Consider the following 26,138-nt stretch of genomic DNA (forward strand, 5'->3'; position numbering starts at 1 on the left):
GAACGCTGCTGCTGTATGCGCGAGCAGTCGATCGATCAGCCCTGCATCAGGTCGCGGCTGGCGCGCTTGCGCTCATGCTCCTTCAGGAAGCGCTTGCGCAGGCGCACGCTCTTGGGCGTGATTTCAACCAGCTCGTCGTCCTCGATGAATTCCACTCCGTATTCGAGCGTGAGTTCGATCGGGGGCGTGATCTTGATCGCGTCTTCCTTGCCCGAAACGCGGAAGTTCGTGAGCTGCTTGGTACGCGTGGCGTTCACCACCAGGTCGTTGTCGCGGCTGTGAATGCCGACGATCATGCCCTCGTACACCGGGTCGTTCGCCTTCACGAACATGCGGCCGCGGTCGTCGAGCTTGCCCAGGGCGTAGGTGAAGATTTCACCGTCGTCCATGGAGATCAGCACGCCGTTCTTGCGGCCACCGATGTCGCCCTTGTGCGGTTCGTAGCTGTCGAAGATGTTGCTGATGAGGCCCGAGCCGCGCGTGAGGTTCAGGAACTCGTTCGTGAAGCCGATCAGGCCACGCGCCGGAATGCGGTACTCGAGGCGCACGCGGCCGCGGCCGTCCGGTTCCATGTTGACCAGCTCGCCCTTGCGCTCGCCCAGTGCCTGCATCACGCCGCCCTGGTGGCCTTCCTCGATGTCGGCCGTCACGAGCTCGATGGGCTCGTGGCGCTCGCCGTTGATTTCGCGGAACACCACGCGCGGCTTCGACACGGCCATTTCGTAGCCTTCGCGACGCATGTTTTCCAGCAGGATGGTCAGGTGCAGTTCACCGCGGCCCATCACTTCGAACACGCCTTCCTCGTCGGTCTCGTTCACGCGCAGCGCGACGTTGTGCTGCAGTTCCTTCTGCAGGCGGTCCCAGATCTGGCGGCTGGTGACGAACTTGCCTTCGCGGCCGGCCAGCGGGCTGGTGTTGACGCAGAAGTTCATCGTCAGCGTGGGCTCATCGACCTTCAGCATCGGCAGCGGTGCCGGATTGGCCGGGTCGGTGACGGTCACGCCGATGCCGATGTCGGCAATGCCGTTGATCAGCACGATCTCGCCGGGGCCGGCCTCGGTGGCCTGCACGCGGTCCAGGCCCTGGAAGGTCAGCACCTGGTTCACGCGGCCCTTGAGGCTCTTGCCGTCCGGGCCTTCCATGACGACCACGTCCATCATCGGCTTCAGCGTGCCCTGGCTGATGCGGCCCACGCCGATGCGGCCGACGAAGGTCGAGAAGTCGAGCGCGGAAATCTGCAGCTGCAGCGGCGCGGCCGGGTCACCCTTCTGCGAGGGCACGTGCTTCAGGATGGTGTCGAACAGGGCCGACATGTCGGGGCCCCACTGCTCGCCTTGAGCGCCCTCTTCCAGCGACGACCAGCCGTTGATGCCCGAGGCGTACACCACCGGGAAGTCGAGCTGTTCGTCGGTCGCGCCGAGCTTGTCGAACAGGTCGAAGGCGGCGTTGACCACCTTGTCGGGGTTGGCGCCCGGCTTGTCGACCTTATTCACCACCACGATAGGCTTCAGGCCCAGCGCCAGCGCCTTCTTGGTCACGAAGCGGGTCTGCGGCATCGGGCCTTCCTGGGCGTCGATCAGCAGCAGCACGCCGTCGACCATCGAGAGAGCGCGCTCCACCTCGCCGCCGAAGTCCGCGTGGCCGGGGGTGTCGACGATGTTGATGTGGGTGCCCTTCCAGCTCACGGCGCAGTTCTTGGCCAGGATGGTGATGCCGCGTTCCTTTTCGATCGCGTTGTTGTCCATCACGGTGTCGACCACCTTCTCGTGCTCGGCGAAGGTGCCCGACTGGCGCAGCAACTGGTCGACCATCGTGGTCTTGCCATGGTCAACGTGGGCAATGATGGCGATATTGCGGATTTGCTTGGTACTCATGGTGTCGCTTCGGTCTGTTGTGCGTTCAAAAGAATTTGCTGGATTTCGATGGGGTTCAGCAAGCGCCCCGGAATCAGTTCGCCGGCCTTGACGTGGGCCGTGCCGAGGAAGGCCGGCGGCTGCGTGCCGAAGACGGCAACCTCATCCGCATCGGCCCAGGCCCCGCGGCGGCGCAGGCCCGAAAGAAAGCGTGCTGCATCTTCCGTGCCCAGCGTGACGCGGCTGTGGCCGTCGACGAGCGCTTCGGCCGGCAGCAGCCGGGCCAGGCGCTCTTCCTCGTCCATGGCCTCCAGCGCCTCGATCGTGACGCACTGCGCCTCGACGAAGCCGCCGGTGGCGATGCGGCGCAGCGAGGTCAGGTGCGCGCCGCAGCCGAGCGCCTCGCCGATGTCCTCGCCGAGGGTGCGGATGTAGGTGCCCTTGCTGACGGAGGCAAGGATGCGGATGGTGTCTTCGCTTATCGTGCGGATCTCGAGCTTGTGGATCACCACGTCGCGCGGGGCCCGTTCGACCTCCACGCCTTCGCGGGCGTACTCGTACAGCGCCTTGCCGTCCTTCTTGAGCGCGCTGTGCATCGGGGGCACCTGGCGGATCGGGCCGGTGAACTGCGCCTGCACGCGTTCCAGGTCCTCGGCCGCGACGTGCACTGGCCGCTCGGCGATCACCTCGCCCTCGGCATCGCCGGTCGCGGTCTTGATGCCGAGGCGGGCCGTGGCTTCATAGGTCTTGTCGGCATCCAGATGCAGCTGGCTGAACTTGGTTGCAGCGCCGAAGCACAGCGGCAGCACGCCGGTGGCCAGCGGATCGAGCGTGCCGGTGTGGCCCGCCTTCTCGGCGCGCAGCAGCCATTTGGCCTTCTGCAGGGCCTGGTTGCTGGAGAAACCCAGCGGTTTGTCGAGCAGCAACACCCCATGCACAGGGCGCCGCTGCACCCGTGTGCGTGGCGCGTTCATGGCTAGTCGTCTTTCGAGCGCGAAGCGACGGCTTGTGCGATGAGCGCGTTCATGTCGGCCGCGCGCTCGGTGGTGCGGTCGAACAAGAAGTGCAGCGTGGGCACGGTGTGGATGTGCAGGCGCTTGAACAGGCCGTTGCGCAGGAAGCCCGCGGCCTGGTTCAGCGCTTCGGTCGTCTCGGCCACGTCGCCCGTGAGCAGGCTGAAGAAGATCTTCGCGTGCGCATAGTCGGGCGTGACCTCGACGGCCTGGATCGTGACCATGCCCACGCGCGGATCCTTCAGTTCGCGCGCGATCAACTCCGTCAGATCACGCTGGATCTGATCGGCGACCTTGAAGGCGCGATTGGGGACGGCGGCTTTTTTCTTGGGCATGAACAGCGGTGCTCCGTACGCTTCTTACAGCGTACGTGCGATCTCCTTGATCTCGAAGAATTCGAGCTGGTCGCCCTCTTTGATGTCGTTGAAGTTCTTGAGCTTGATACCGCACTCGAAACCTTCGCGGACTTCGCGCACATCGTCCTTCAGACGCTTGAGCGAGTCGATCTCGCCGGTGTAGATCACCACGTTGTCGCGCAGCAGGCGGAAATGCGCGCTGCGGTTCACCGAACCCGAGGTGATGTACGAACCAGCGACCGTACCGATCTTCGATGCCACGAACACCGTGCGGATCTCGGCCGAGCCGATGATTTCCTCGCGGCGCTCCGGTGCCAGCATGCCCGACATCGCGACCTTGATCTCGTCCACGGCGTCGTAAATGATGCTGTAGTAGTTCAGCTGCACGCCATTGCCTTCGGCCAGCTTGCGCGCGCCGGCATCGGCACGCACGTTGAAGCCGATCACGACCGCCTTCGAGGCGATGGCGAGGTTGATGTCGCTCTCGCTGATGCCACCCACGCCGGCGTACACCACCTGCACCTTGACCTCGTCCGTCGCCAGCTTGAGCAGCGATTGCGCCAGCGCTTCCTGCGAGCCCTGCACGTCGGCCTTGATGATGATGCGCAGCGTCTGCACTTCGCCCGCCGACAGGTCGGTGAACATGTTCTGCAGGTTCGCAGCCTGGGCCTTCGCCAGCTTGGTGTTGCGGAACTTGCCGGCACGATAGGTCGCGATTTCGCGGGCACGGCGCTCGTCGCCCATCACCATGAACTCGTCGCCCGCCTGCGGCACTTCGGTCAGACCCTGGATTTCCACCGGGATCGACGGACCCGCGGACTTGGTCGGCTTGCCGTCCTCGTCCAGCATGGCGCGCACGCGGCCATAGGTCGAGCCGGCCAGCACCACGTCGCCGGTCTTGAGCGTGCCGGACTGCACCAGCACGGTAGCGACCGGGCCGCGGCCCTTGTCGAGCTGCGCTTCGATGACCAGGCCCTTGGCGGCGGCATCCACCGGCGCCTTGAGTTCCAGCACTTCGGCCTGCAGCAGCACCTGCTCGAGCAGGTCGTCGATGCCCTGGCCCGTCTTGGCCGACACGCCGACGAACGGAACGTCGCCGCCGTATTCCTCGGGCACGACTTCCTCGGCCACCAGTTCCTGCTTCACGCGGTCCAGGTTGGCATCGGGCTTGTCGATCTTGTTGATCGCGACCACGATCGGCACACCAGCCGCCTTCGCGTGCTTGATGGCTTCCTTGGTCTGGGGCATGACGCCGTCGTCGGCCGCCACCACCAGGATCACGATGTCGGTGGCCTGCGCACCGCGGGCACGCATGGCCGTGAAGGCCTCGTGACCCGGGGTGTCGAGGAACGACACCATGCCGCGCTCGGTTTCCACGTGGTAGGCACCGATGTGCTGCGTGATGCCGCCGGCTTCGCCCGCGGCGACCTTGGCGCGGCGGATGTAGTCCAGCAGCGAGGTCTTGCCGTGGTCGACGTGACCCATGACGGTCACGACCGGAGCACGCGGCATCGGCTCGGCGATCTGCGCCGACACGTCCTCGTCGGTGAAGGCTTCGGGGTCGTCCAGCGCGGCAACCACCGCGTTGTGCCCCATTTCCTCCACCAGGATCATTGCGGTGTCCTGGTCGAGCGACTGGTTGATGGTCGCCATCTGGCCCAGCTTCATCAGCTGCTTGATGACTTCCTGCGCCTTGACGGCCATCTTGTGCGCCAGTTCGGCCACCGTGATGGTCTCGGGCACGTGCACTTCGAGCACGCGCGCTTCGACCGGCGCCGCCGGCACGTGCTGCTCGTCATGGCCGCCACGGTCGTTGCCACGGCGACCACGCGGGCCTCCGCGCCAGTTGCCGCGACCGACGCCGCCGCTGGCGTCGCCGCGCGTCTTGATTTCCTTCTTCTTGGCAGGATCGCCAGCCCAGCTCGACGAGAGCTTCGCGGACTTGACTTCCTTGCCGCTGCCCGGAGCGGCGGGTGCAGCCGCGGCGCCCGGAGCGGCGGGTGCGCCTGCACGTGCCGCCGGAGCGGTCGGCTTGTGCAGCGTGCCCTTGACGCCGGCTTTCTCGGCCTGCGGCTTCTCGGGCGCCTTGTGCGGCACCAGCACGCGGGCCGGTGCGTTCATCATGGCGCGGATGGCTTCCGCCTCGGCGAGGGCCTTGCGGCGACGCTCGTCGAGATCGCGGGCACGGGCAGCCTCTTCTTCGGCACGGGCCTTCGATTCGGCGGCGGCCTTGGCCTTCGCGTCTTCCTTGGCCTGAGCCGCGGCGGCCTGGGCGGCGAGCTTGCTGTTGTCGGCAGCCTTCTCTTCGGCGGCCTTCTGCTCGGCCGCGGCCGTCACAGCGGGTGCGACAGGAGCGGCGGCAACCGGCTTCGCGGCCGCGGCAGCGGCTGCCTCGGCGGCGGCCTTCTTCGCGGCGGCTTCGGCGGCGGCGCGGGCGGCTTCCTGCTCGGCCTTTTCAGCCTTCTCGGCCTGTTCGCGCTCGCGGGCTTCGGCTTCTTCGCGCAGACGACGCTTCTCGGCCAGCTCTTCTTCCTGGCGGCGGATCAGTTCGGCCTGGCGGCGCGCCTCTTCCTCGCGGCGGGCCAGCTCGGCCTCGTCGATGCGGGGTGCTGCGGGAGCGGCAGCCGGAGCCTCGGCCGCCTGCTGCGCGGGTTCGGACGCGGCCAGATGGCCGTCGTCGCGCTGGATGAAGGTGCGCTTCTTGCGCACCTCGACCTGGATGGTGCGGGCGCGACCGGTGGAGTCGGCCTGCTTGATCTCGCTGGTCGACTTCTTGGTCAGCGTGATCTTCTTGCGCTCGGGCTCGACAGTGCCGTGGCTGGCCTTCAGGTGGCCGAGCAGGCGCTGCTTGTCGGCCTCGGTGAGTGCATCGGTGACGGCCGCCTTGGGCACGCCTGCGCTCTTGAGCTGGTCAAGCAAGGTTTCGGGAGTCTTCTTGAGCTCGTTCGCGAACTCGGCGACAGTGGTACTGGACATATTGGTTTCGTGCCTCCATGACCGTCACTCTTGGCCGGCGAACCAATGTTCGCGGGCCTTCAAGATGAGGGCTTTGGCGTCATCGGCGCTCTGGCCGGTGATCTCGGTGAGTTCATCGACCGCGAGGTCGGCAAGGTCGTCACGGGTGTTCACGCCCGCTTCGTGCAGCTTGGGAATCAGCTCGGGGTCCAGGCCCTCGAGGTCGCGCAGGTCCTGCGACACCGACGACTGGGCCTCGACGCCCTCTTCCTTGGCGATCTCCATGGTCAGCAGCGCATCCTTGGCGCGCGCGCGCAGCTCGTTGATCGTGTCTTCGTCGAAGGCTTCGATCTCCAGCATTTCGGAGATGGGCACGTAGGCCACTTCCTCGAGGCTGTTGAAGCCTTCCGAAATGAGGATGTCGGCGATTTCCTCGTCGACGTCGAGCTTCTCCATGAACAGCTTGCGGCTGGCGTCGGTTTCGCTCGCCTGCTTCTGGGCCGATTCGTTGGCGTCCATGATGTTGATCTTCCAGCCGGTGAGGTCGGAAGCCAGGCGCACGTTCTGGCCGCCGCGGCCGATGGCGATGGCGAGGTTTTCCTCGTCGACCACCACGTCCATGGCGTGCTTTTCCTCGTCGACCACGATCGACGACACGTTGGCCGGAGCCAGCGCACCGATCACGAACTGGGCGGGGTCTTCGCTCCATAGGACGATGTCCACGCGCTCGCCGGCCAGCTCGTTGGTCACGGCGTTGACGCGGGTGCCGCGCACGCCGACGCAGGTGCCGATCGGGTCGACGCGCTTGTCGTGCGAGAGCACGGCGATCTTGGCGCGCGAACCGGGGTCGCGGGCGCAGCTCTTGATTTCGAGCAGGCCCTGCTCGATCTCGGGCACTTCCTGGCGGAACAGCTCGATCATGAATTCGGGAGCCGAGCGCGACAGGATGATCGGAGCGCCGCGCAGCGTCAGGTCGACTTCCATGATCATTGCGCGCACGCGGTCGCCGTTGCGCAGGTTTTCCTTGGCGATCATCTCGCTGCGGCGCAGGCGGCCTTCGACACGGCCGGCCTCGACGATGATGTCGCCCTTGTCCAGGCGCTTGACGGTGCCCACGAAGATCTTGTCGCCGCGCGACATGAAGTCGTTGAGCAGCATCTCGCGTTCTGCGTCGCGGATCTTCTGCAGGATGACCTGCTTCGCGGCCATGGCGCCGATGCGGCCGATGGGCACGGAGTCGACAGCCTCCTCGATGTACTCGCCGACCTCGATGTCGGGCATTTCTTCCTTGGCTTCGAACAGCAGGATTTCCTGGTCGGGCAGCTGCAGGCCGGCCTCGTCGGGCACGACGTGCCAGCGGCGGAAGGTTTCGTAGTCGCCGCTGTCGCGATCGACCGAGACGCGGATGTCCACGTCGCCCTGATGAAGTTTCTTGGTGGCTTGCGCCAGCGCGGACTCGACCGCGCCGAAGACAACGTCGCGCTCAACGTTCTTCTCGCGCGAGATCGCATCCACCAACATCAACATTTCGCGATTCATGCCACCACTCCTCTGGTCAGTCCGGAACCTGCGTTCCGTCGTCAATATCCGAAAAACCCGGTTGGGTTTTGGCCTTGCGGCCCTTGAAATCCACAATTGGCGCAAGCCGCGCCTCGCGCAACTCGTCCAGCACGAAGCCCAGCGCCTGCAGCGTTGCCGGCGCGCGCTTCTTGCTCACTTTTTGACCCGGCTTGGGCTCGGGCGCATCGCTCCAGACGATTTGCCAGCCCGGGGCGCCGGCGCCCTCTACCTGTGCGGCCCGCTCCAGCGTGCCGCGAAATTTCTTGCGGTTGGCAGCCACCTGGCCAGCCGCCGCGGCGCCCATGGGCGCCTTGAGCGTGATGTCGATCACCTCGCCCACGAAACGTTCGAAATCCTGCTCATTGCGAAGCGGCCGGTCAATACCCGGCGATGACACTTCGAGCCGCTTGTAGTCGACGCCGTCGACCTCGAGCGCGAATTGCAGCTGGCGCGTCACCTTCTCGCAGTCCTCGACCGTGACGAAGGGCTCCGGCAGGCCTGCAGCCACAGCTTCCGAGGTGGGGGCTTCCCAGGGCAAATCAATCGTCACGCGCAGCAATCCCCCGGCCGAACGTTCGATCTCGACCAGGTCGTAGCCGAGGCCGGCCACGGTTTGTTCCACTACTTGCTGCAATGCCACGTGTTCGAAAGCGCCTTTTAAATGCCCGGCCCTGCCATCCGCCCGCCACGGATGCCAGATAGCCATGAATGAATGCCTGGAATGGATGGACCAAAAAAAACGGGCGGTTGGTACCCGCCCGTTTGGTCGTGAGCCTCGAATTATATGCTATTTGTGCAATTAATGAAGGGCCTTTGAACGCCCGCGCGGCTATTGCCCGGCATTGCCACGCGATTTGAACCAGACCAGCGCAAACAGGACCGCTCCCAGCGCCAATGCCGCCGCCGCGACCAGCAGCGGCAACTGGAAAGACCCCGTCCGCTGGGCGAGCGGCGCGGCAAACAGCGGGCCGACGATCTGCCCCACCCCGTAGGAAGCCGTCGCGTAGCCGATCAGCCCGGCTGCCGCATTGCCGCGCAGCCGGCGCGCTTCCCGCATCGCGAAAAGGGTGATGGCGGTGAACGGCATACCCAGCAGGAGACTGCCGAGCGCGAATCCGGCGATGCTCGGCCAGGCCACCGACAGAACGACGCCCAGCGCCTGCAGCGCGTAGGCGACGGCCAGAAGCAGCCGGTTGTCCCAGTGCGTCGGTGCGCGGGCCCCGATCAATGCGCCCGGAATGATGGCCAGCCCGAACAGCGGCCAGAAGAAGTCCGGCCAGGACGATCCAGGCAGCGCCTGGCGGGCGATCACCGGCAGGAAAGTGGCGGTGATGATGTAGCCGAAGCCGGCCAGCCCGTAGAGCGCGACCAGCCAGATCGCGTCGCTGCGGTCGGCCGGCCCGGCCACGCGAGCCGCCGCGGCGGGCGCCGGAGCCGCGCCGCCAGCGGCATGAACGTGCTCGCCGTCATCGAATACCCGCCAGATCACGGCAATCAGCACCACCGCCAGGACGCCCAGCCCGATCCAGCCCGCCTCCGAACCCCAGCGCCCGAGCGCGCCGCCGAGCAGGCCGGTCATGGCGATGCCGATCCCCGGCCCGGTGTAGATCACGCCGGCCAGCGTCGGCGCGTTCGTCTCTGCCAGCCGGCGCAGCCCCCAGCCCGAGGCGAAGACGAAGACCCAGGCGCTCATCACGCCCGCCGCCGTGCGCAACACGCCCCAACTCGTGAAGCTGTGCAGCAGCCCCATGCCGACCAGCAGGGCCGCCGTGGCCACGAGCCCGCCGCGCACCATGCTCGACGCCTTGATGCCGATGGCCGCGCAGCTCACTGCGCCAAGAAAGTAGCCCAGGTAGTTGAGCGAGGCCAGCACCCCGCCCGCGGCGAGCTCCAGCTTTCCCTCGTGCAGCATGATGGGCAGCATGGGCGTGAAGGCAAAGCGCCCCAGGCCCATCGCCACCGACAGAGTGACCATGCAGGCCAGCGCCGCGCGCCAGGCTCCGCGCCGGTCGCGTCCGATTTCCGACATTTCTCGCAGTCTCCGTTGTTGTTCTACTCAAGCAGCGCGGCAGCCACCAGCTTCTTCGTATATGGATGCTCGGGCGCATCGAGCACGCGCTCGACCTGCCCGGTTTCGAGGATCGCCCCGTCTTTCATCACGATGACGTTGTGCGCCATCGCGCGAATCACCTCGACGTCGTGCGTGATCAGCAGGTAGCTCAAGCCGCGCTCGCGCTGCAGGCGCTGCAGCAACCCCAGCACCTGCTTCTGGATCGTGACGTCGAGCGCGCTGGTGGGCTCGTCGAGCACCAGCAGCCGGGGATCGACGATCAGCGCCCGGGCGATCGCCAGGCGCTGCCGCTGCCCGCCCGAGAACTCATGTGGATAGCGCTCGAGCAGCGCCGGAAACTGCGTCTCCGTCAGCCCGACATCCGCCAGCGCGGCAAGCGCACGCGCCCGGCGCGCCTCGACGCCGAGCTCGGGCGCATGCACGCGCAGGCCCTCGCCCACGATCTGCTCCACCGTCATGCGGGGAGAGAGCGACGAGAACGGGTCCTGGAACACCACCTGCATCGTGCGGCGCAACGAGAGATCGGAGGCCCGATCGACCGCCCATCCATTGCCCGCGACGGTCAGCGCGCCCTGGTACTTCAGCAGCCCGAGCGCCGCCAGCGCGAGCGTCGACTTGCCCGAGCCCGACTCGCCGACCACACCCAGCGTCTCGCCGGACGCGATGCGGAAATCCGCCCCCTGCACCGCGACGAACTCGCCCTTGCGGAACCAGCCGGCGACGCCCGGCCTCGGCACGGGGTAGACCACCCGCAGGGCCTTGGCCTCGATCAGCGGTGCCGCACCCGGGCCGCTAGCGACGGGCGCCACGTTGCGCTCGGGATGGCTGTCGATCAGCTTGCGCGTGTAGGGATGCTGCGGGGCATCGAACACGGATGCCACCGCGCCATGCTCGACGATATGGCCGTTCTCCATGACCACCACGCGGTCGGCGAAGCGCCGCACCAGGTTCAGGTCGTGCGTGATGAGCAGCACAGCCATGCCGTACTTGCGCTGCAGGTCGGCCAGCAATTCGAGGATCTGCGCGCGCACGGTCACATCGAGCGCGGTGGTCGGCTCGTCGGCCAGCAGCAAGCGCGGCTTGCAGGCGAGCGCCATCGCGATCATGGCGCGCTGGCGCTGGCCGCCCGACAGCTGGTGCGGAAACGCCCTCGCCCGCCGCGCCGGCTCCGGAATGCCAGTGTCGGCCAGCAATTGCACGGCAGCCGCCTGCGCCGCGCGCGCCGACAGCCCCTCATGGAGTTCGAGCACCTCGGCGATCTGGTCGCCCACGGTATAGAGCGCGTTCAACGCGGTCATCGGCTCCTGGAAGATCATGGCGATCTCCTTGCCGCGGATGCCGCGCAGTTCGCGCTCGGGAATCGACAGCAGGTCGCGAGAGCCCTGCACGCGTTCACCACCGGAGAGTCGCGCCGTGCCGGACAGGTCCGCGTTCTGCACCAGCCGCAGCAGCGACAGCGCGGTGACGGTCTTGCCCGAGCCCGATTCGCCGACGAGCGCGAGCTTTTCACCGGCGGCCATCCGGAAGTCGATGCCGTGCACGACCTCCTTGCCACCGAAGGCGACGCGCAGGTCCTTCACGTCGAGCAAGGATTGACTGGACATGGTGCTCATCACTTGTCGGCCTTCCGCGGATCGAGTGCGTCGCGCAGGGCGTCGCCCATGAAGGTCAGCAGCATCAGCGTGAGGACCAGCACGCCGAAAGTGGAAATCGAGATCCACCAGGCGTCGATGTTGGCCTTGCCCTGGCTGAGCAACTCGCCGAGCGACGGCGTACCCGGCGGCACGCCCAGCCCCAGGAAGTCGAGCGAGGTCAGCGCCAGGATGGCCGCGCTCATCCGGAACGGCAGGAAGGTGACGACCGGCACCATGCTGTTGGGCAGGATGTGGCGCCACATGATCTGCAAGTTGCCCACGCCCAGGGCGCGCGCCGCGCGCACGTAGTCCATCTGGCGATTGCGCAGGAACTCCGCCCGCACATAGTCGGCCAGCCCCATCCAGCCGAACAGGCTCAGCAGGATGAGCAGCAGCGCCACGCTGGGCGCGAAGATCGCGCTGAAGATGATCAGCAGGTAGAGCTCGGGCATCGAGCTCCATATCTCGATGAAGCGTTGGAACGCGAGGTCGACCTTGCCGGCGAAGTAGCCCTGGACCGCCCCCGCGGCCACGCCCAGCACCGTGCCGATGGCGGTCAGCGCCAGCCCGAACAGCACGCTCACCCGAAAGCCGTAGATCAGCTGCGCGAGCAGGTCGCGGCCGCGGTCGTCGGTGCCGAGCAGGTTGTCGCCCGTCGGCGCGGCCGGGCTCGGCGACTTGGCGAAGTAGTTGAGCGTCTTCGGGCCGTAGGGATTGGGCGCATAGATCGCCCAGTTGTCGCCCCGCGTGATGCGCTCGCGGATGAACGGATCGAGGTAGTCCGCCGGCGTCTCGAAGTCGCCGCCGAAGGTCTTTTCGGAGTAGTCCTGCAGTACCGGGAAATAGGTTTTCCCTTCATAGCGCAGCACCAGCGGCTTGTCGGTGGAAAGCACCTCGGCGAAGAGGCTCAGCAGCACCATGCACGAGAAAAGCACCAGGCTCCAGAAACCCAGCCGGTTTCGCTTGAAGCGCAGCCACGCGCGACGGCCGGGCGAGTTGTGGGCGCGGGTGCCAGCTTCGGGCGCACCCGCCCTGTCGGCGCCATCGCGCCCCCGCATTGCATCGTTCACACCGGAAACTGCGAACCCGGGCTCAATCGAATTTGACACGCGGGTCCACCCATACATAGCAGAGATCGGAAATCAGCTTGGTCACCAGGCCGATCAGCGTGAAGAGGTAGAGGGTGCCCAGCACCACCGGGTAGTCGCGGCGAATGACGCTCTCGTAGCCCAGCAGGCCCAGCCCGTCGAGCGAGAACAGCGTCTCGATCAGCAGCGAGCCCGCGAAGAAAGCGCCGATGAAGGCCGAGGGCAGCCCGGTGATGATCGGGATCAGGGCATTGCGGAACACATGCTTCCAGAGCACCTGCCTTTCGCCAAGGCCCTTGGCGCGCGCCGTCAGCACGTACTGCTTTCGGATTTCCTCGAGAAAGGCGTTCTTGGTCAGCATGGCCGTCACCGCGAAGCTGCCAAGCACCATGGCGGTCACGGGCAAAGCGATGTGCCAGAGGTAATCGATGATGCGAGCGCCCCAGCTCAGGTCGTCCCAGTTGGCGGAGGTCAGCCCTCGCAACGGAAACCACTGCAGCTGCCCGCCGAACACCACCAGCAGCGCGACGCCGAGCACGAACCCGGGGATCGCGTAGCCGACCAGCACGATCAGCGTGCTGATCAGGTCGAAGCGCGTCCCCGCCCTCACCGCCTTTGCAACGCCCAGCGGCACCGCCACGCCATAGCTGATGAAAAAGGTCCAGAGTCCGAGGCTGATCGACACCGGCAGCTTTTCCAGGATCAGCGTCCAGACGTCCTTGTTCTGAAAGAAGCTCTTGCCCAGGTCGAAGCGCGCGAACTGTCCGAGCATCTGGAACAACCGTTCGTGAGGTGGCTTGTCGAAGCCGTAGAGCGCCTTGATCTGCTCGAGCCGCTTGGGGTCGACGCCCTGGTTGCCGCGGTAGCTGCCGCCGCCGGACTCGAATCCGCCGCCGCCCCGTCCCGCCGTCTTGGCTTCGGCAAGGTACTGCTCCACCGGCCCGCCGGGCACGAACTGGATCACCAGGAAGGTCACCAGCAGCACGCCGAGCAAGGTGGGGATGAACAGCAGCAGGCGCTTGAGGACATAGGAGAGCACGGCCGGTTACCTTCTTTTCTCTGTTCGGGCCTAGGGGGCCGATTCCGCCGACTTGCGAGCCGGCTTGGCCCACCAGGTGCCCATGACCCAGTCCTCGCCGTTGGCGTACGGAGGCATCGGCGCCTTGAACGAGAGCCGCCAGTCGTCGTAGACGATGCGGTGCGAGCTCAGCGTCCACTGGGGAATGAGGTAGTGGCTGTGCATGATCACCCGGTCGAGCGCACGGCAGGCGGGCAGCAGCTCGGCCTTGCTGTCGGCGTTGACGATGTCCTTGAGCAAGGCGTCGACCGCCGGCGTCGATACGCCCATGAAGTTGCCGGAGCTTTCCGTCTTCGCCGCCTTGCTGCCGAAGATCTCGAGCAGCTGCTGGCCGGGGTTGTTGGTGCCCTGGAAGTTGATGGTCGTGATGTCGAAGTCGAAGCGATCGAGGCGCTCCTGGTAGAGAGCGAAGTCGACGGTCGCGAAGTTCAGGGCGATGCCGAGCTTCTCGAGGTTGCGCATCCAGGGCGATACGGTTCGCACGCCGCCCTCCTTGCTGTCGAGGTATTCCAGCCTCATCGCCTCGCCCTTGGCGTTGCGAAGCGCGCCGTCGCGGTATTCCCAGCCGGCCTGCTTGAGCAGGTCGCGGGCGCGGCGCAGGTTGTTGCGAAGCGAATTGCCTTCGCCCTCCGTGGTGGGCGGGGCGTACATCGGACCGAAGCTCGCATCGGGAATCTTGCCGCGCCAGGGCTCGAGCAACGCCTTTTCCTCGGGCGAAGGCAGCCCCTGGGCCTCGCAGTCCGTGTTGCCGAACAGGTCCTTCACGCGCGGGTAGCCGTTGTAGAACATCTGCCGGTTCATCCACTCGTAGTCGAGTGCCAAGCCAAGCGCCTCGCGAACGCGCGGATCGCTGAGCCTGTCGCGCCGGCTGTTGAGCACGAAGCTCTGGAAGCCCGCGGGCTTCTTGTGCGGGAACTCGTGCTTGATGAGCTCGCCCGTGGTGAACCGCTTGCCGTTCACCCGCCTCGCCCAGTCGCCGGCCGAGTAGAAGCTCATCATGTCGAACTCACCGGCCTTCAACGCCTCGAGCCGGGCCGTGTTGTCCTTGTAGATCTTGACGGTGATGCGGTCGAAGTTGTGGGAGCCGCGGTTCACCGGCAGGTCGCGCCCCCAGTAGCCGGGGTCGCGCACATAGGTGATGTCCTTGCCGAAGCGCACCGGACCGATCTTGTATGCGCCACTGCCGATGGGAATGTCCATCACCACCTGGTCGAAGGGCTTGGCCTTGCCGTTCTCCACGCCCCATGCGCGGCTGAAGACCGGCAGCCCCCCCACGATCAACGGCAGTTCGCGGTTGACCGTCTTGAAGCGGAAGCGGATGGTCCGCGCATCGAGCACGTCGGCCCCGTCGACCTCCTGCAGCAGCGTCTTGTAGCCCGGCGAGGTGAAGGGGCCGATGAGCGTGTCGTAGCTGTGCTTCACGTCGGCCGCCTCGACCGGCTTGCCGTTGTGGAACTTCGCCTCGGGACGCAGGCGGAAAGTGACGCTGCGACGATCTGGGGCCACGGTGACGTCTTCGGCAAGCAGCCCGTAGCCGGAGCCGGTCTCGTCCATCGCGCCGGTCAGCAGCGTGTCGAACATCAGGCTGTCGAGGTAGGCCGGCGCCGTACCCTTGATCGTGAAGGGGTTGTACTTGTCGAAGGTGGAGACGCGCAGGTTGCTCACCAGCCGCAGCTCGCCGCCCTTGGGCGCATCGGCGTTCACGTAGTCGAAGGCCTTGAAGCCGGGGGCGTATTTCAGGTCATCCCAGAGGGCATATCCGTGCGCGGCCCAGGCGGGTACCGCACACACCATCAACCACCAGACTCCGAGAAGACGCATGCGAGAATTCTGCCCAAGATTTTCATAAGGCAACCTCATGGGCTTTCTTTCGGGCAAGAAACTGCTGATCACCGGTGTATTGAGCAATCGCTCCATTGCTTATGGCATTGCCAAGGCCTGTCACGACCAGGGCGCGGAACTCGCCTTCAGCTATGTCGGCGAGCGATTCAAGGACCGTATCACCGAATATGCCGCAGACTTCGGCTCGAAGCTGATTTTCGACTGCGACGTGAGCGACGATGCGCAGATCGACAAGCTCTTCGCCGATCTTTCTCAGGCCTGGCCCAGGTTCGACGGCTTCGTGCACAGCATCGGCTTCGCCCCGCGCGAGGCCATCGCGGGCGACTTCCTCGACGGGCTCTCGCGCGAAGGCTTCAAGGTCGCGCACGACATCAGCGCATACAGCTTCCCGGCCATGGCCAAGGCGGCCCTGCCCTATCTCAACGACAAGTCGGCCCTGCTCACGCTGACCTACCTGGGCGCCGAGCGTGCCCTGCCCAACTACAACACCATGGGCCTGGCCAAGGCCTCGCTCGAAGCCTCGGTTCGCTACACGGCCGCCTCGCTCGGCCCCAAGGGCATGCGCGTGAACGGCATCAGCGCGGGCCCCATCAAGACGCTGGCCGCCAGCGGCATCAAGGGCTTCGGCAAAATGCTGGCGGCGGTGGCCGACGCATCGCCGATCCGCCGCAACGTGACCATCGAGGAAGTCGGCAACGTCGCCGCCTTCCTGCTGAGCGACCTGGCCAGCGGCGTGACGGCCGAGATCACCTACGTGGACGGCGGCTTCAGCAACGTGGTCGGCGGAATGGCCGAATAACCCCGCCGACGCCTGCTGCGCTACGGCCGCTCGAGCGGCCTTTTTTCGCTATTCATTTCATAGCAACGTGCTGAACCGCCGCTCCCTGCTGCTCGCCGCCTTCGGCCTGGCCATCGCGCCGGCTGTGCTCGCGCGCGAGTCCGCCCCATTGCTCATGCTGGCCGAGACATACCGCCCAGGCATGTCGCTGGCGGACTACTGGGTGAGCGAGAAGTACGACGGCGTGCGCGCCTACTGGGACGGCCAGCAGCTCTGGACGCGCGGCGGCGAGAAGATCGTCGCGCCGGCATGGTTCACCACCCCGCTGCCGACACAGCCGCTCGACGGCGAACTCTGGGCGGGCCGGGGCCGGTTCTCGCACGCGGTGTCGACGGCACGCAACCAGACGCCCAACGACATCGCGTGGCACGAGATGCGCTTCATGGTGTTCGACCTGCCCACGCAGCCCGGCGATTTCACGGCGCGGCTGGCGGCCCTGCGCAAGCTTCTGCCTGTCACCGGCGCACCGTGGGTCGTGCCGGTGCCGCAGGAGCGCGCGACCACGCACGAGGCGCTGCAGGCGCTGCTCGACAAGACGGTGAAGATGGGCGGCGAAGGCCTGATGCTCCACCGCGGCGCTTCGCTCTACAAGGGCGAGCGCAGCAACGACCTGCTCAAGGTCAAGCCCTACGAGGATGCCGAAGCCCGGGTGATCGAGCATGTGCCCGGCAAGGGCAGGCATGGCTCCCGGCTGGGCGCGCTGGTGGTCGAGACGCCCGACGGCAAGCGCTTCAGGCTCGGCACCGGCCTCACCGACGCCGAGCGCGAAAACCCGCCCGCCATCGGCACCTGGGTGACCTACCGCTACAACGGCCTCACCGCCAAGGGCCTGCCCCGCTTCGCGCGCTTCATGCGGGTGCGCGAGGGCTGATCGATCGACCCGATCGACCGACCGACCGGGCCGGTATCGGCCCTTCAGCCCACCTCAGCCCCGCTGACCGGTTACTTCGATTCCTTGACGCAGTCCGCGTAGTAGCGCTTCTTGCCCGTCTCGTCGACGCGCGCCACCAGGCCGTGGATGTCGGTCTCGAAGCCCGGGCACTGCGTGTTGAACTCGCGCGAGAACTTGAGGTAGTCGACGATCTTCTTGTTGAACACCTCGCCCGGAATCAGCAGCGGAATGCCCGGCGGGTACGGCGTGATCAGACTGGTGGTGATGCGGCCCTCGAGGTCGTCGATTTCCACGCGCTCGGTCTTGCGGTGTGCAATGTGGGCGAAGGCGTCGCTGGGCTTCATGGCCGGCGTCAGGTCGCTCAGGTACATCTCGGTCGTGAGGCGGGCCACGTCGTAGCGCGCGTACAGCTGGTGGATGTGGTGGCAAAGGTCGCGCAGGCCCAGGCGCTCGTAGCCGGGGTGCTGCTGGCAGAACTCCGGCAGGATGCGCCACATCGGCTGGTTGCGCGCGTAGTCGTCCTTGAACTGCTGCAGCGCCGTCAGCAGCGTGTTCCAGCGGCCCTTGGTGATGCCGATGGTGAACATGATGAAGAAGCTGTAGAGGCCCGTCTTCTCCACGATCACGCCGTGCTCGGCGAGGAACTTGGTCACCACGCTGGCCGGAATGCCGGTCTCGGCGAAGTTGCCTTCGAGGTCGAGGCCCGGCGTGACGATGGTCGACTTGATCGGGTCGAGCATGTTGAAGCCGTCGGCCAGTTCGCCGAAGCCGTGCCAGTTGCGCGGCGAATTCTTGCCCTTGCTCTTGCCCTTGGGCTGGCCGTTCTTCTCGCCGTGCATGATCCAGTCTTCCGCACGGCCGATGCCCTCCTCTACGAGCTTTTCGGGGCCCCAGACCTTGAACCACCACTCGTCCTTGCCGAACTCGTCCTCGACCTTGCGCATGGCGCGGCGGAAGTCCAGCGCCTCGAGGATGCTCTCCTCCACCAGGGCGGTGCCGCCGGGCGGCTCCATCATGGCGGCGGCCACGTCGCAGCTCGCGATGATCGCGTACTGCGGGCTGGTCGACGAGTGCATCAGGTAGGCCTCGTTGAAGAGGTCGCGGTCGAGCTGGCGGTTCTGCGAGTCCTGCACCAGCACATGGCTGGCCTGGCTGATGCCGGCGAGCAGCTTGTGGGTGGACTGCGTCGCGAACACCAGCGACTCCTTCGGTCGCACGCGGCGCTTGCCCATCGCGTGGTAGGCACCGTAGAACGGGTGGAAGGCCGCGTGCGGCAGCCAAGCCTCGTCGAAGTGCAACGTGTCGACGTAGCCGTCGAGCATGTTCTTGATGGTCTCGGTGTTGTAGATCACGCCGTCGTAGGTCGACTGCGTGAGCGTCATCACGCGCGGCTTGACCTTGTCGGCATCCACGTCGGCCAGCAGCGGGTTGGCCTTGATCTTGGCCTTGATGGCGCTCTGCTCGAACTCGCTCTTCGGAATGGGTCCGATGATGCCGAAGTGGTTGCGCGTGGGCTTCATGAACACCGGAATCGCGCCGGTCATGATGATCGCGTGCAGGATCGACTTGTGGCAGTTGCGGTCGACCACCACCACGTCGCCCGGCGCCACCGTGTGGTGCCACACCATCTTGTTGCTGGTGCTGGTGCCGTTGGTCACGAAGAAGCAGTGGTCGGCATTGAAGATGCGCGCCGCATTGCGCTCGCTGGCCGCCACCGGGCCGGTGTGGTCGAGCAGCTGGCCCAGCTCTTCCACCGCGTTGCAGACGTCGGCACGCAGCATGTTCTCGCCGAAGAACTGGTGGAACATTTGGCCCACCGGGCTCTTGAGGAACGCCACGCCGCCCGAGTGGCCCGGGCAGTGCCACGAGTACGAGCCGTCTTCCGCGTAGTCGATCAGCGCCTTGAAGAACGGCGGCTGCACGCTCTCGAGGTAGCTCTTGGCCTCGCGGATGATGTGGCGCGCCACGAACTCGGGCGTGTCCTCGAACATGTGGATGAAGCCGTGCAGCTCGCGCAGGATGTCGTTCGGCAGGTGGCGCGAGGTCTTGGTCTCGCCGTAGATGTAGATCGGCACGTCGGCGTTCTTGCGCCGGACTTCGCCGATGAAGGTGCGCAGGTTCAACACGGCCGGATCGAGGTCGGGGCCGATGGTGAACTCCTCGTCGTCGATCGACAGGATGAAGGCGCTGGCACGGCTTTGCTGCTGGGCGAACTGGCTCAGGTCGCCGTAGCTGGTGACGCCCAGCACCTCGAAACCCTCCGTCTCGATGGCCTGCGCGAGCGCGCGGATGCCGAGACCCGAAGTGTTTTCGGAGCGGAAGTCCTCGTCGATGATGACGATGGGAAAGCGGAATTTCATGAGCGGGGCTCCGGACAGGCAGACAGACAGCAATGTGGCGAGGCGCGAAGTGTACGGAATTCGGATGACGGATCCGGTCGGCTTCGCGCAAGCCATCCGGAGCAGTCAGGCAAGGCCTCTTTTGCAGTCTCCGGCACAGTACCCCTACGCACGGCAAGCGCTTGAAGCGAATGCATCAGAATGGCGCGCATCGAACAAGTAACAAGAGGAGTCGACATGGCGAATTCCACTGTCTGGTGGCTGATTGCGGGGGCGGCCATCGTGGTCGAGCTGCTCTCGGGCACCGTCTATCTTCTCCTGCTGGCAGCCGGTTTCGCGGCCGCGGCCATCGCGGCGCACCTGGGCTTCGGCACCGTCACCCAACTCATCGTGGCCGCCGTCATCGGCGTGGGGGCCGTGCTGGTCTGGTACACGATCCAGCGCAAGCGCCCTCCCGCCCCGCCCACCGAAGCCAACCGCGACGTGAACCTCGACATCGGCGAGACCGTGCAGGTCGATGCCTGGAACCCCGACGGCACGGCGACGGTGCGCTATCGCGGCGCGCAATGGACCGTGATCCAGCGCGCGGGCCGCACGCCCTCCACCGGCGAGCACCGCGTGGTCGAGGTGGTCGGCAGCCGGCTGGTGGTCGACAAGGTTTAGTCAGTCCGTCGTAGGTGGAACTCAGAAAAGGAAGCGCACCATGGAATTCTCGGTACCTCTCATCATCCTGGTCATCGCGATCATCTTCATCAGCCAGTCGGTCAAGTTCGTGCCGCAGCAGAACGCCTGGATCCGCGAGCGGCTGGGCAAGTACCACGGCACGATGACGCCCGGCCCCAACTTCCTGATTCCGTTCATCGACCGGGTGGCCTACAAGCACAGCCTGAAGGAAATCCCGCTCGACGTGCCGAGCCAGATCTGCATCACGCGCGACAACACGCAGCTGCAGGTCGACGGCATCCTGTATTTCCAGGTTACCGACCCGATGCGCGCCAGCTACGGCTCGTCGAACTACATCGTGGCCGTGACCCAGCTCGCGCAGACCTCCCTGCGCAGCGTGATCGGCAAGCTGGAGCTCGACAAGACCTTCGAGGAGCGCGACGTCATCAATGCCCAGGTGGTGGCTGCGATCGACGAGGCGGCGCTCAACTGGGGCGTGAAGGTGCTGCGCTATGAAATCAAGGACCTGACCCCGCCCAAGGAGATCCTGCAGGCGATGCAGCGCCAGATCACCGCCGAACGCGAAAAGCGCGCGCTGATCGCCGCCTCCGAAGGCCGCCGCCAGGAGCAGATCAACATCGCCACCGGCGAGCGCGAGGCCTTCATCGCCCGCTCCGAGGGCGAGAAGCAGGCGCAGATCAACAACGCCCAGGGTGAAGCCGCCGCCATCACGGCGGTGGCCACGGCAACTGCGGACGCCATCGAGCGCGTGGCGGCTGCCATCCGCCAGCCCGGCGGCGAGCAGGCCGTGCAGCTCAAGGTGGCCGAGCGCGCCGTCGACGCCTACGGCAAGGTCGCGGCCGACTCCAAGACCACACTGATCGTGCCCAGCAACATGACCGAAACCGCCACGCTCATCGCTTCGGCGATGCGGATGGTGCAGGCCGGCAAGTCTTCGGTGCAAGGTCAGGCAAATCAGGGCTGAACTGACTGCTACAATCGTGGGCTCAGGAGCGGTGGATGAGCGGTTTAAGTCGCACGCCTGGAAAGCGTGTGAGGGTTAATAGCCCTCCGCGGGTTCGAATCCCGCCTGCTCCGCCAGAGATTGATTGTTCGTAACCGTTCACGGACACTCGAACGACACAGGAAGCCCAGTCGCCACAAGCGCCTGGGCTTTTTTGTCGTCCGGCCCTCTCTCCCTCTCTCCGTTTGAAGAACGGCAAGGCGTTGCTTTGCAACAACCGGGACATGGGCAACCGGCCCCTCCCGTCTGGAGCTACGATCCGAAGGTTCTAATTTCACGCCAGCAAAGGATCCCCGATGGCCGGAAAACCGCAAAAACCGTCTCGCGGCACGACGCCGCTGGACCAAACCCTGGAAAAGAGCGAACAGGTGGCGGCGGATGTTCAGCGGGCGTCGGACAACCTCGCCGTGGTGAACACGGTGCTCGAGCAGGAGCTGCCCGAGGAAGTGCAGGTCGGCGAGGTGGCGCAGGCCATCGAGCACACCAGCCAGCTCGAGGAAAAGCTGGCCAAGTCGGCCGAGAAGCTCGCCGAGGTCAACGCCGCGTTGAGCGAGGAAATCGAGAAGCGCCTCGAGGTGACGGCCGAGCGAGACGAAAGCCAGGCGCTGGCCGAGAAGCTCAAGGCGAAGATCCGCGCAGAAGGCGCGGACTGACCTCGCACCGGACCGCGTCCGTATCCCTTCTCCTACGCCGGGCGGGCGTCAGGCACGCTACGCTATTCGTTCTCAAAGCGAAACCACGGCATGGCCCTCATCACGTTCCTCGTCGAGGACAACAAGACCATCAGGGACAACCTGGTCCCGGCACTGGAGGATCTGGTCAACGGCCGGGTGGTCGGCTTCGCCGAAACCGAGACGGAAGCCCTGGCGTGGCTCGCCGAACACCCTGATGGCTGGCAACTGCTGATCGTCGATCTCTTCCTGAAGGAAGGCTCCGGCCTCGGCGTTCTCGGCGGCTGCAGGGACCGCAAGCCCAGCCAGCGGGTGGTGGTGCTCAGCAACTACGTGACGGCGGACATCAGGGCGCGCTGCACTGCGCTAGGTGCGGATGCGGTGTTCGACAAGTCGCGCGACCTCGATGCGTTCATCGAGTACTGCAACGCCAACCGCCCCTCGGGCCTTGCGCCGCTCTGACCGCCTGCCATTGAAGCGGGCATGAAAAAAGGGCCCGAAGGCCCTTTTCTCTTTTGTGCCGGAGCGAATCAGCGCACCACGGCGATCTGGGTACGCGCACCACCCTTGTAGGTGTACAGCGTCAGCGCGCCGTTCTTGATGTCGCCCTTCTCGTCGAAGGCGATCGGGCCGGTCACGCCCTTGTATTGCACCTTGCCGACTTCGGGCAGGTACTTGGCGGGGTCGGACGAACCGGCCTTCACCATGGCTTCGGCCAGCACGTTGACCGCGTCGTACACGTACGGTGCATAGATCTGCACTTCGACGCCGTTCTTGGTCTTGAACTTGGCCTTGAAGTCTTCCAGCGGCTGCTTGAAGTCGCCGTCCACGCCGCCGGCTTCCGCGCACACCACCATGTCTTCGCCGATGGCATCGCCAGCCAGCTTCGGCAGCTCGCCGGTGCACAGGCCGTCGCCACCCATGAACTTGACGTTCAGGCCCAGTTGCTTGACCTGCTTGAGCATCGGGCCGCCGACGGCGTCCATGCCGCCGAAGAACAGCACGTCGGGCTTGGCAGCCTTCAGCTTGGTCAGGATGGCGTTGAAGTCGGTCGACTTGTCGGTGGTGAATTCGTGGCCCACGATGGTGGCGCCAGCAGCCTTGGCCGCCTTCTCGAACTCTTCGGCGACGCCCTGGCCGTAGGCGGTGCGGTCGTCGATCACGGCGATGTTCTTGCCCTTGAGCGTTTCGACGGCGTACTTGCCCAGCGTGCCGCCGAGCTGCGTGTCGTCAGCCACCACGCGGAACGTGGTCTTGAAGCCCTGGCGCGTGTACTTCGGGTTGGTTGCCGAAGGCGAGATCTGGGGAATGCCGGCGTCGCTGTACAGCTTCGAGGCGGGGATGGTGGTGCCCGAATTCAGGTGACCGACCACGCCGTTGACCTTTTCGTCCACGAGCTTCTGGGCAACGGCCGTGCCTTGCTTCGGATCGCCTGCGTCGTCTTCGGCGACCAGTTCGAACTTGGCAACCTTGTCGCCAACCTTGAGGCCCTTTGCATTCAGGTCTTCGATGGCCATCTTGGCGCCGAACTCGTTGTCCTTGCCGAGGTGGGCAATGGGACCGCTGGTAGGTGCCACGTGACCGATCTTGATGACCAGGGTGTCTCCGGCAGGTGCGGGTGCAGGTGCAGCCGCCGGGGCCGCGGCCGTTGGCGCGGGCGCTGCAGCGGGAGCAGCAGCTTCTTCCTTCTTGCCGCAAGCCACGAGCGTGATTGCAGCCAGTGCGACCGCAGTCCATTTCAATTGCATGGGAACCTCCAGAACTTGGATGAAAAGAATAAAAAACACCGGTCGTACGATCCGGGCGCGCAGACCTCGCAAGTTTCGCGCCGCAGACCAGCGGCACCCTCACGCCCTTCCGACCTGCGGCGCAGTTTAGCCCAGTATTCAGGCCCCGGAAGCTGGCGTAGACCCGGTGTTTTCGCTGAGTTCAGCGGCCATTGCCTCGATCACAAGCGCGCGCAAAACGGCCTCGATTTCATTGCGCAGACGCGGCACCATCGCATCGAGCTGATGCTGAACGGCAGCTGACACGGTGTCGCTCAAACGCTCTTCCAGCGACAGGTCGACGCGCTGCAGCACGCGATGCAGCAACTGCTCTTCGAGGCTGACGATTTCCGCCTGCGAGAGCTGCGCGGCCGGAGGCAATGCCATCGAACTCGCCGGATCCGGCTGAGGCGCCTGCGCGACCTGCGGCTCGGGACTCGCGGGCTCAGCCGGAACCTCGAGCACCGTCGTCAGCGTGGGAACGAACCGGGGCGGTGTGCGCAGCGTGCTGGCCATGTCAGGAACTCTTTGCGAAGTCGTGCGGCTGGATGGTGTAGCCACGATCGGCATAGTGGCGCCAGCGAGAACGGCCGACCTGGCGGTCGTTGGCCTCGTCGCTCACGATGTCGATCATGCGTTCGTAGCGCTCGAAGCCCGCAGGCACTTCGAGGCCCAGATTCACCAGCATCTCGCGGTGCGGCAGCGAGGCCGCATCGGCTCCCTGCGCCGACAGCACCACGGGCGAGCGCGCGACGACGTGGGCCGGCGCGTCGTCGCGGCAATGCGCGACGAAGTCCACCGGCGAGAGCTGCCAGAGCGCCGCATCCACCGCGTCGAGCGAGCGCGCATCACCCACCACCACCACGCGCAGGCCGCGCGTGTTCACGGCCTTGCGAACCAGCCGGCAGGCGTAGTTCAGCTTGTCGCGCGCGTTGTAGTGAAAGCCGATTTCCGTCACTTCGCGGACCGTGCCTTCTTGCCCGCGGCCTCGGCGGCCTTGGCCTTCCTGGGCTTCGCCTTGCCCGATGCGTCGCCGCTGCCCGCGCGGCTCGTCAGGTAGGACACCAGCAGGCCCACCGGACGGCCAGTCGAGCCCTTGGCCGCCCCGCTCTTCCAGGCGGTCCCGGCGATGTCAAGGTGCGCCCAGGCGAAGTCACTGGTGAAGCGTTGCAGGAACTTCGCCGCGGTGATGGCGCCGCCCGCGCGGCCGGCGATATTGGCCACGTCGGCGAAGTTGCTCTTCAGCCCTTCGGCGTAGTCGTCGTCCAGCGGCATGCGCCAGCAGCGATCCTGCGAGGTTTCTCCGGCGGCTTCGAGCGCGGCGGCGAGCGTGTCGTCGCTGGCGAACAGTCCGCTGCGCACGCCGCCCAGCGCGATCACGCAGGCGCCCGTCAGCGTGGCGATGTCGATCACCGCGGCCGGCTCGAAGCGCTTGGCGTAGGTCAGCGCGTCGCACAGGATGAGCCGGCCCTCGGCGTCGGTGTTGAGCACCTCGATGGTCTGGCCGCTCATGCTGGTCACCACGTCGCCCGGCTTCACCGAGCGGCCGTCGTTCATGTTCTCGCACGAGGGAATGAGACCGACGACGTTGATGGCGGGCTGGATGTCGCCCAGAGCGCGGAAGGTGCCGAGCACGCTGGCCGCGCCGCACATGTCGAACTTCATCTCGTCCATCTCGGCAGCCGGCTTGAGCGAGACGCCGCCGGTGTCGAAGGTGATGCCCTTGCCGACCAGCACCACCGGCGCCTGGTCCTTGGGAGCCCCGTGGTAGCGCAGCACGATGAAGCGCAGCGGCTCGGCCGAGCCCTGGGCCACGGCGGCGAAGGAGCCCATGCCGAGCCTCTCGACCTCCTTCGGGCCCAGCACTTCGCACTTGATGTTCGGGAGCTTCGCCAGCTCCTTGGCGGCCTCGCCCAGCAGCGTGGGAGTGGCGTGGTTGGCGGGCCGGTTGCCCCATTCCTTGGCGAGCTCGATGCCCCGGACGGTGGCACGGGCCTGGTCGAACGCGCCGGCGACCGCGGCGGCATCGGCCACGCCGACGGTCAGCTGGCGGATGCTGCGGGGTTCGGCCTTCGACTTGGTGGTGGTGTAGACATAGCTGGCTTCGGCCGCCGCCGTGACGGCGCAAGCCACCGCAGCGCCGTCGGCGGGCTGCGCGAACACCAGGGTCACGCGCTTGGGCGCCTGGGCCTTGGCCGCGTTGATCGCCGCGACGACGCCCGTGCGCACCGAGGCCGGCTTGCCGTCGCCGATGGCGGCGAGCACCACGCGGGCGGCCACGACGTCTTCCGGACGGTAGAGCGCGAGCAGCTTGCCGGCCTTGTCGGGCAGGTCGCCGGCCTTGCGGGCACTGGCGGCAAGCACCGAAAGCGGGTCTTTGGAGGCGGGAGGAGCGCTGCCGACGAGCACGATCAGGACATCGGATTTCTCGGCTGCGGCCTGGGAAACGGTGAGGGTCTTGAGTTGAAAGTCCATAATCCTTTTTTTCCTCGAAC

22 protein-coding genes and 1 tRNA gene are annotated in these 26,138 nt (G+C 66.0%); 7 read left to right on the forward strand and 16 right to left on the reverse strand.

Features of this window, described 5'->3' with window-relative positions; translation table 11 throughout:
• Window positions 1-35 precede the first annotated feature (35 nt).
• The 11 genes from typA to EJP69_RS03525 all read right to left on the reverse strand — a co-directional run bounded on the left by typA (window position 36) and on the right by EJP69_RS03525 (window position 15,429).
• Complete coding sequence (typA, locus tag EJP69_RS03475) at window positions 36-1,874, reverse strand: translational GTPase TypA (RefSeq protein ID WP_093195311.1); 1,839 nt, start codon at window positions 1,872-1,874, stop codon at window positions 36-38.
• The gene (gene truB / locus EJP69_RS03480) at window positions 1,871-2,827 is read right to left on the reverse strand and encodes a tRNA pseudouridine(55) synthase TruB (RefSeq protein WP_126468740.1); all 957 of its coding nucleotides are present in this window, start codon (window positions 2,825-2,827) and stop codon (window positions 1,871-1,873) included. The genes typA and truB overlap by 4 nt, the downstream gene beginning before the upstream one ends.
• Window positions 2,828-2,829: 2 nt before the next feature.
• The gene (gene rbfA, locus EJP69_RS03485) at window positions 2,830-3,201 is read right to left on the reverse strand and encodes a 30S ribosome-binding factor RbfA (protein WP_093195313.1); all 372 of its coding nucleotides are present in this window, start codon (window positions 3,199-3,201) and stop codon (window positions 2,830-2,832) included.
• A 24-nt stretch (window positions 3,202-3,225) separates the two neighbouring features.
• Window positions 3,226-6,198, reverse strand: a complete 2,973-nt coding sequence (infB, locus tag EJP69_RS03490; protein WP_093195314.1) for a translation initiation factor IF-2 — start codon at window positions 6,196-6,198, stop codon at window positions 3,226-3,228.
• Between the two features lie 24 nt (window positions 6,199-6,222).
• Entirely contained in the window at window positions 6,223-7,716 is a 1,494-nt protein-coding gene (gene nusA / locus EJP69_RS03495; protein WP_093195315.1) for a transcription termination factor NusA, read from the reverse strand.
• Between the two features lie 16 nt (window positions 7,717-7,732).
• On the reverse strand, window positions 7,733-8,377 hold the full coding sequence (gene rimP / locus EJP69_RS03500) for a ribosome maturation factor RimP (RefSeq protein WP_093195316.1): 645 nt from the start codon (window positions 8,375-8,377) through the stop codon (window positions 7,733-7,735).
• Window positions 8,378-8,566: 189 nt separating this feature from the next.
• A complete protein-coding gene (locus EJP69_RS03505) occupies window positions 8,567-9,766 on the reverse strand; it encodes a YbfB/YjiJ family MFS transporter (RefSeq protein WP_126468741.1) in 1,200 nt (399 codons plus the stop codon).
• Window positions 9,767-9,789: 23 nt separating this feature from the next.
• The gene (locus tag EJP69_RS03510; RefSeq protein ID WP_126468742.1) at window positions 9,790-11,421 is read right to left on the reverse strand and encodes an ABC transporter ATP-binding protein; all 1,632 of its coding nucleotides are present in this window, start codon (window positions 11,419-11,421) and stop codon (window positions 9,790-9,792) included.
• Window positions 11,421-12,500, reverse strand: coding sequence for an ABC transporter permease (locus EJP69_RS03515; RefSeq protein WP_126469271.1), 1,080 nt, complete (start codon window positions 12,498-12,500; stop codon window positions 11,421-11,423). Before EJP69_RS03515 ends, EJP69_RS03510 begins: the two co-directional genes overlap by 1 nt.
• Window positions 12,501-12,534: 34 nt before the next feature.
• Window positions 12,535-13,569, reverse strand: coding sequence for a microcin C ABC transporter permease YejB (locus EJP69_RS03520; protein WP_126468743.1), 1,035 nt, complete (start codon window positions 13,567-13,569; stop codon window positions 12,535-12,537).
• A gap of 30 nt (window positions 13,570-13,599) precedes the next feature.
• Entirely contained in the window at window positions 13,600-15,429 is a 1,830-nt protein-coding gene (locus EJP69_RS03525; protein ID WP_126468744.1) for an extracellular solute-binding protein, read from the reverse strand.
• Between the two features lie 37 nt (window positions 15,430-15,466).
• Here EJP69_RS03525 and fabI point away from each other — a divergent pair, with 37 nt between their 5' ends.
• Window positions 15,467-16,249, forward strand: coding sequence for an enoyl-ACP reductase FabI (fabI, locus tag EJP69_RS03530; protein WP_126468745.1), 783 nt, complete (start codon window positions 15,467-15,469; stop codon window positions 16,247-16,249).
• Between the two features lie 67 nt (window positions 16,250-16,316).
• On the forward strand, window positions 16,317-17,159 hold the full coding sequence (locus EJP69_RS03535; protein ID WP_126468746.1) for a DNA ligase: 843 nt from the start codon (window positions 16,317-16,319) through the stop codon (window positions 17,157-17,159).
• A 71-nt stretch (window positions 17,160-17,230) separates the two neighbouring features.
• Here the strand turns inward: EJP69_RS03535 and EJP69_RS03540 are convergent, their stop codons facing one another.
• Window positions 17,231-19,540, reverse strand: coding sequence for an arginine/lysine/ornithine decarboxylase (locus EJP69_RS03540; RefSeq protein ID WP_093195324.1), 2,310 nt, complete (start codon window positions 19,538-19,540; stop codon window positions 17,231-17,233).
• A gap of 216 nt (window positions 19,541-19,756) precedes the next feature.
• On the opposite strand from EJP69_RS03540, the gene EJP69_RS03545 reads away from it, so the two are divergent.
• From EJP69_RS03545 to EJP69_RS03565, 5 genes are all read left to right on the forward strand, one after another.
• The gene (locus EJP69_RS03545; RefSeq protein WP_093195325.1) at window positions 19,757-20,182 is read left to right on the forward strand and encodes an NfeD family protein; all 426 of its coding nucleotides are present in this window, start codon (window positions 19,757-19,759) and stop codon (window positions 20,180-20,182) included.
• A gap of 40 nt (window positions 20,183-20,222) precedes the next feature.
• Window positions 20,223-21,167 (forward strand): SPFH domain-containing protein, encoded by a 945-nt coding sequence (locus tag EJP69_RS03550; RefSeq protein WP_093195326.1) that lies wholly within the window; start codon window positions 20,223-20,225, stop codon window positions 21,165-21,167.
• A 25-nt stretch (window positions 21,168-21,192) separates the two neighbouring features.
• Window positions 21,193-21,283 (forward strand) — tRNA-Ser (locus tag EJP69_RS03555).
• 291 nt (window positions 21,284-21,574) lie between these two features.
• Window positions 21,575-21,859: a hypothetical protein gene (locus EJP69_RS03560; RefSeq protein WP_240652021.1), complete on the forward strand. Its 285-nt coding sequence runs from the start codon at window positions 21,575-21,577 to the stop codon at window positions 21,857-21,859.
• Between the two features lie 90 nt (window positions 21,860-21,949).
• A complete protein-coding gene (locus EJP69_RS03565; protein ID WP_093195328.1) occupies window positions 21,950-22,339 on the forward strand; it encodes a response regulator in 390 nt (129 codons plus the stop codon).
• Window positions 22,340-22,407: 68 nt separating this feature from the next.
• Here EJP69_RS03565 and EJP69_RS03570 read toward each other — a convergent pair whose 3' ends face one another.
• The 4 genes from EJP69_RS03570 to EJP69_RS03585 all read right to left on the reverse strand — a co-directional run bounded on the left by EJP69_RS03570 (window position 22,408) and on the right by EJP69_RS03585 (window position 26,118).
• The gene (locus EJP69_RS03570; protein ID WP_093195329.1) at window positions 22,408-23,625 is read right to left on the reverse strand and encodes a branched-chain amino acid ABC transporter substrate-binding protein; all 1,218 of its coding nucleotides are present in this window, start codon (window positions 23,623-23,625) and stop codon (window positions 22,408-22,410) included.
• 138 nt (window positions 23,626-23,763) lie between these two features.
• On the reverse strand, window positions 23,764-24,159 hold the full coding sequence (locus tag EJP69_RS03575; RefSeq protein ID WP_093195330.1) for a hypothetical protein: 396 nt from the start codon (window positions 24,157-24,159) through the stop codon (window positions 23,764-23,766).
• Window position 24,160: 1 nt separating this feature from the next.
• Window positions 24,161-24,601 (reverse strand): DNA polymerase III subunit chi, encoded by a 441-nt coding sequence (locus EJP69_RS03580; RefSeq protein ID WP_093195331.1) that lies wholly within the window; start codon window positions 24,599-24,601, stop codon window positions 24,161-24,163.
• Entirely contained in the window at window positions 24,598-26,118 is a 1,521-nt protein-coding gene (locus EJP69_RS03585; RefSeq protein ID WP_126468747.1) for a leucyl aminopeptidase, read from the reverse strand. The genes EJP69_RS03580 and EJP69_RS03585 overlap by 4 nt, the downstream gene beginning before the upstream one ends.
• Window positions 26,119-26,138: the final 20 nt, after the last annotated feature.

Origin of the sequence: Variovorax gossypii, assembly GCF_003965815.1 — a bacterium.
GTDB lineage: Bacteria > Pseudomonadota > Gammaproteobacteria > Burkholderiales > Burkholderiaceae_C > Variovorax > Variovorax gossypii.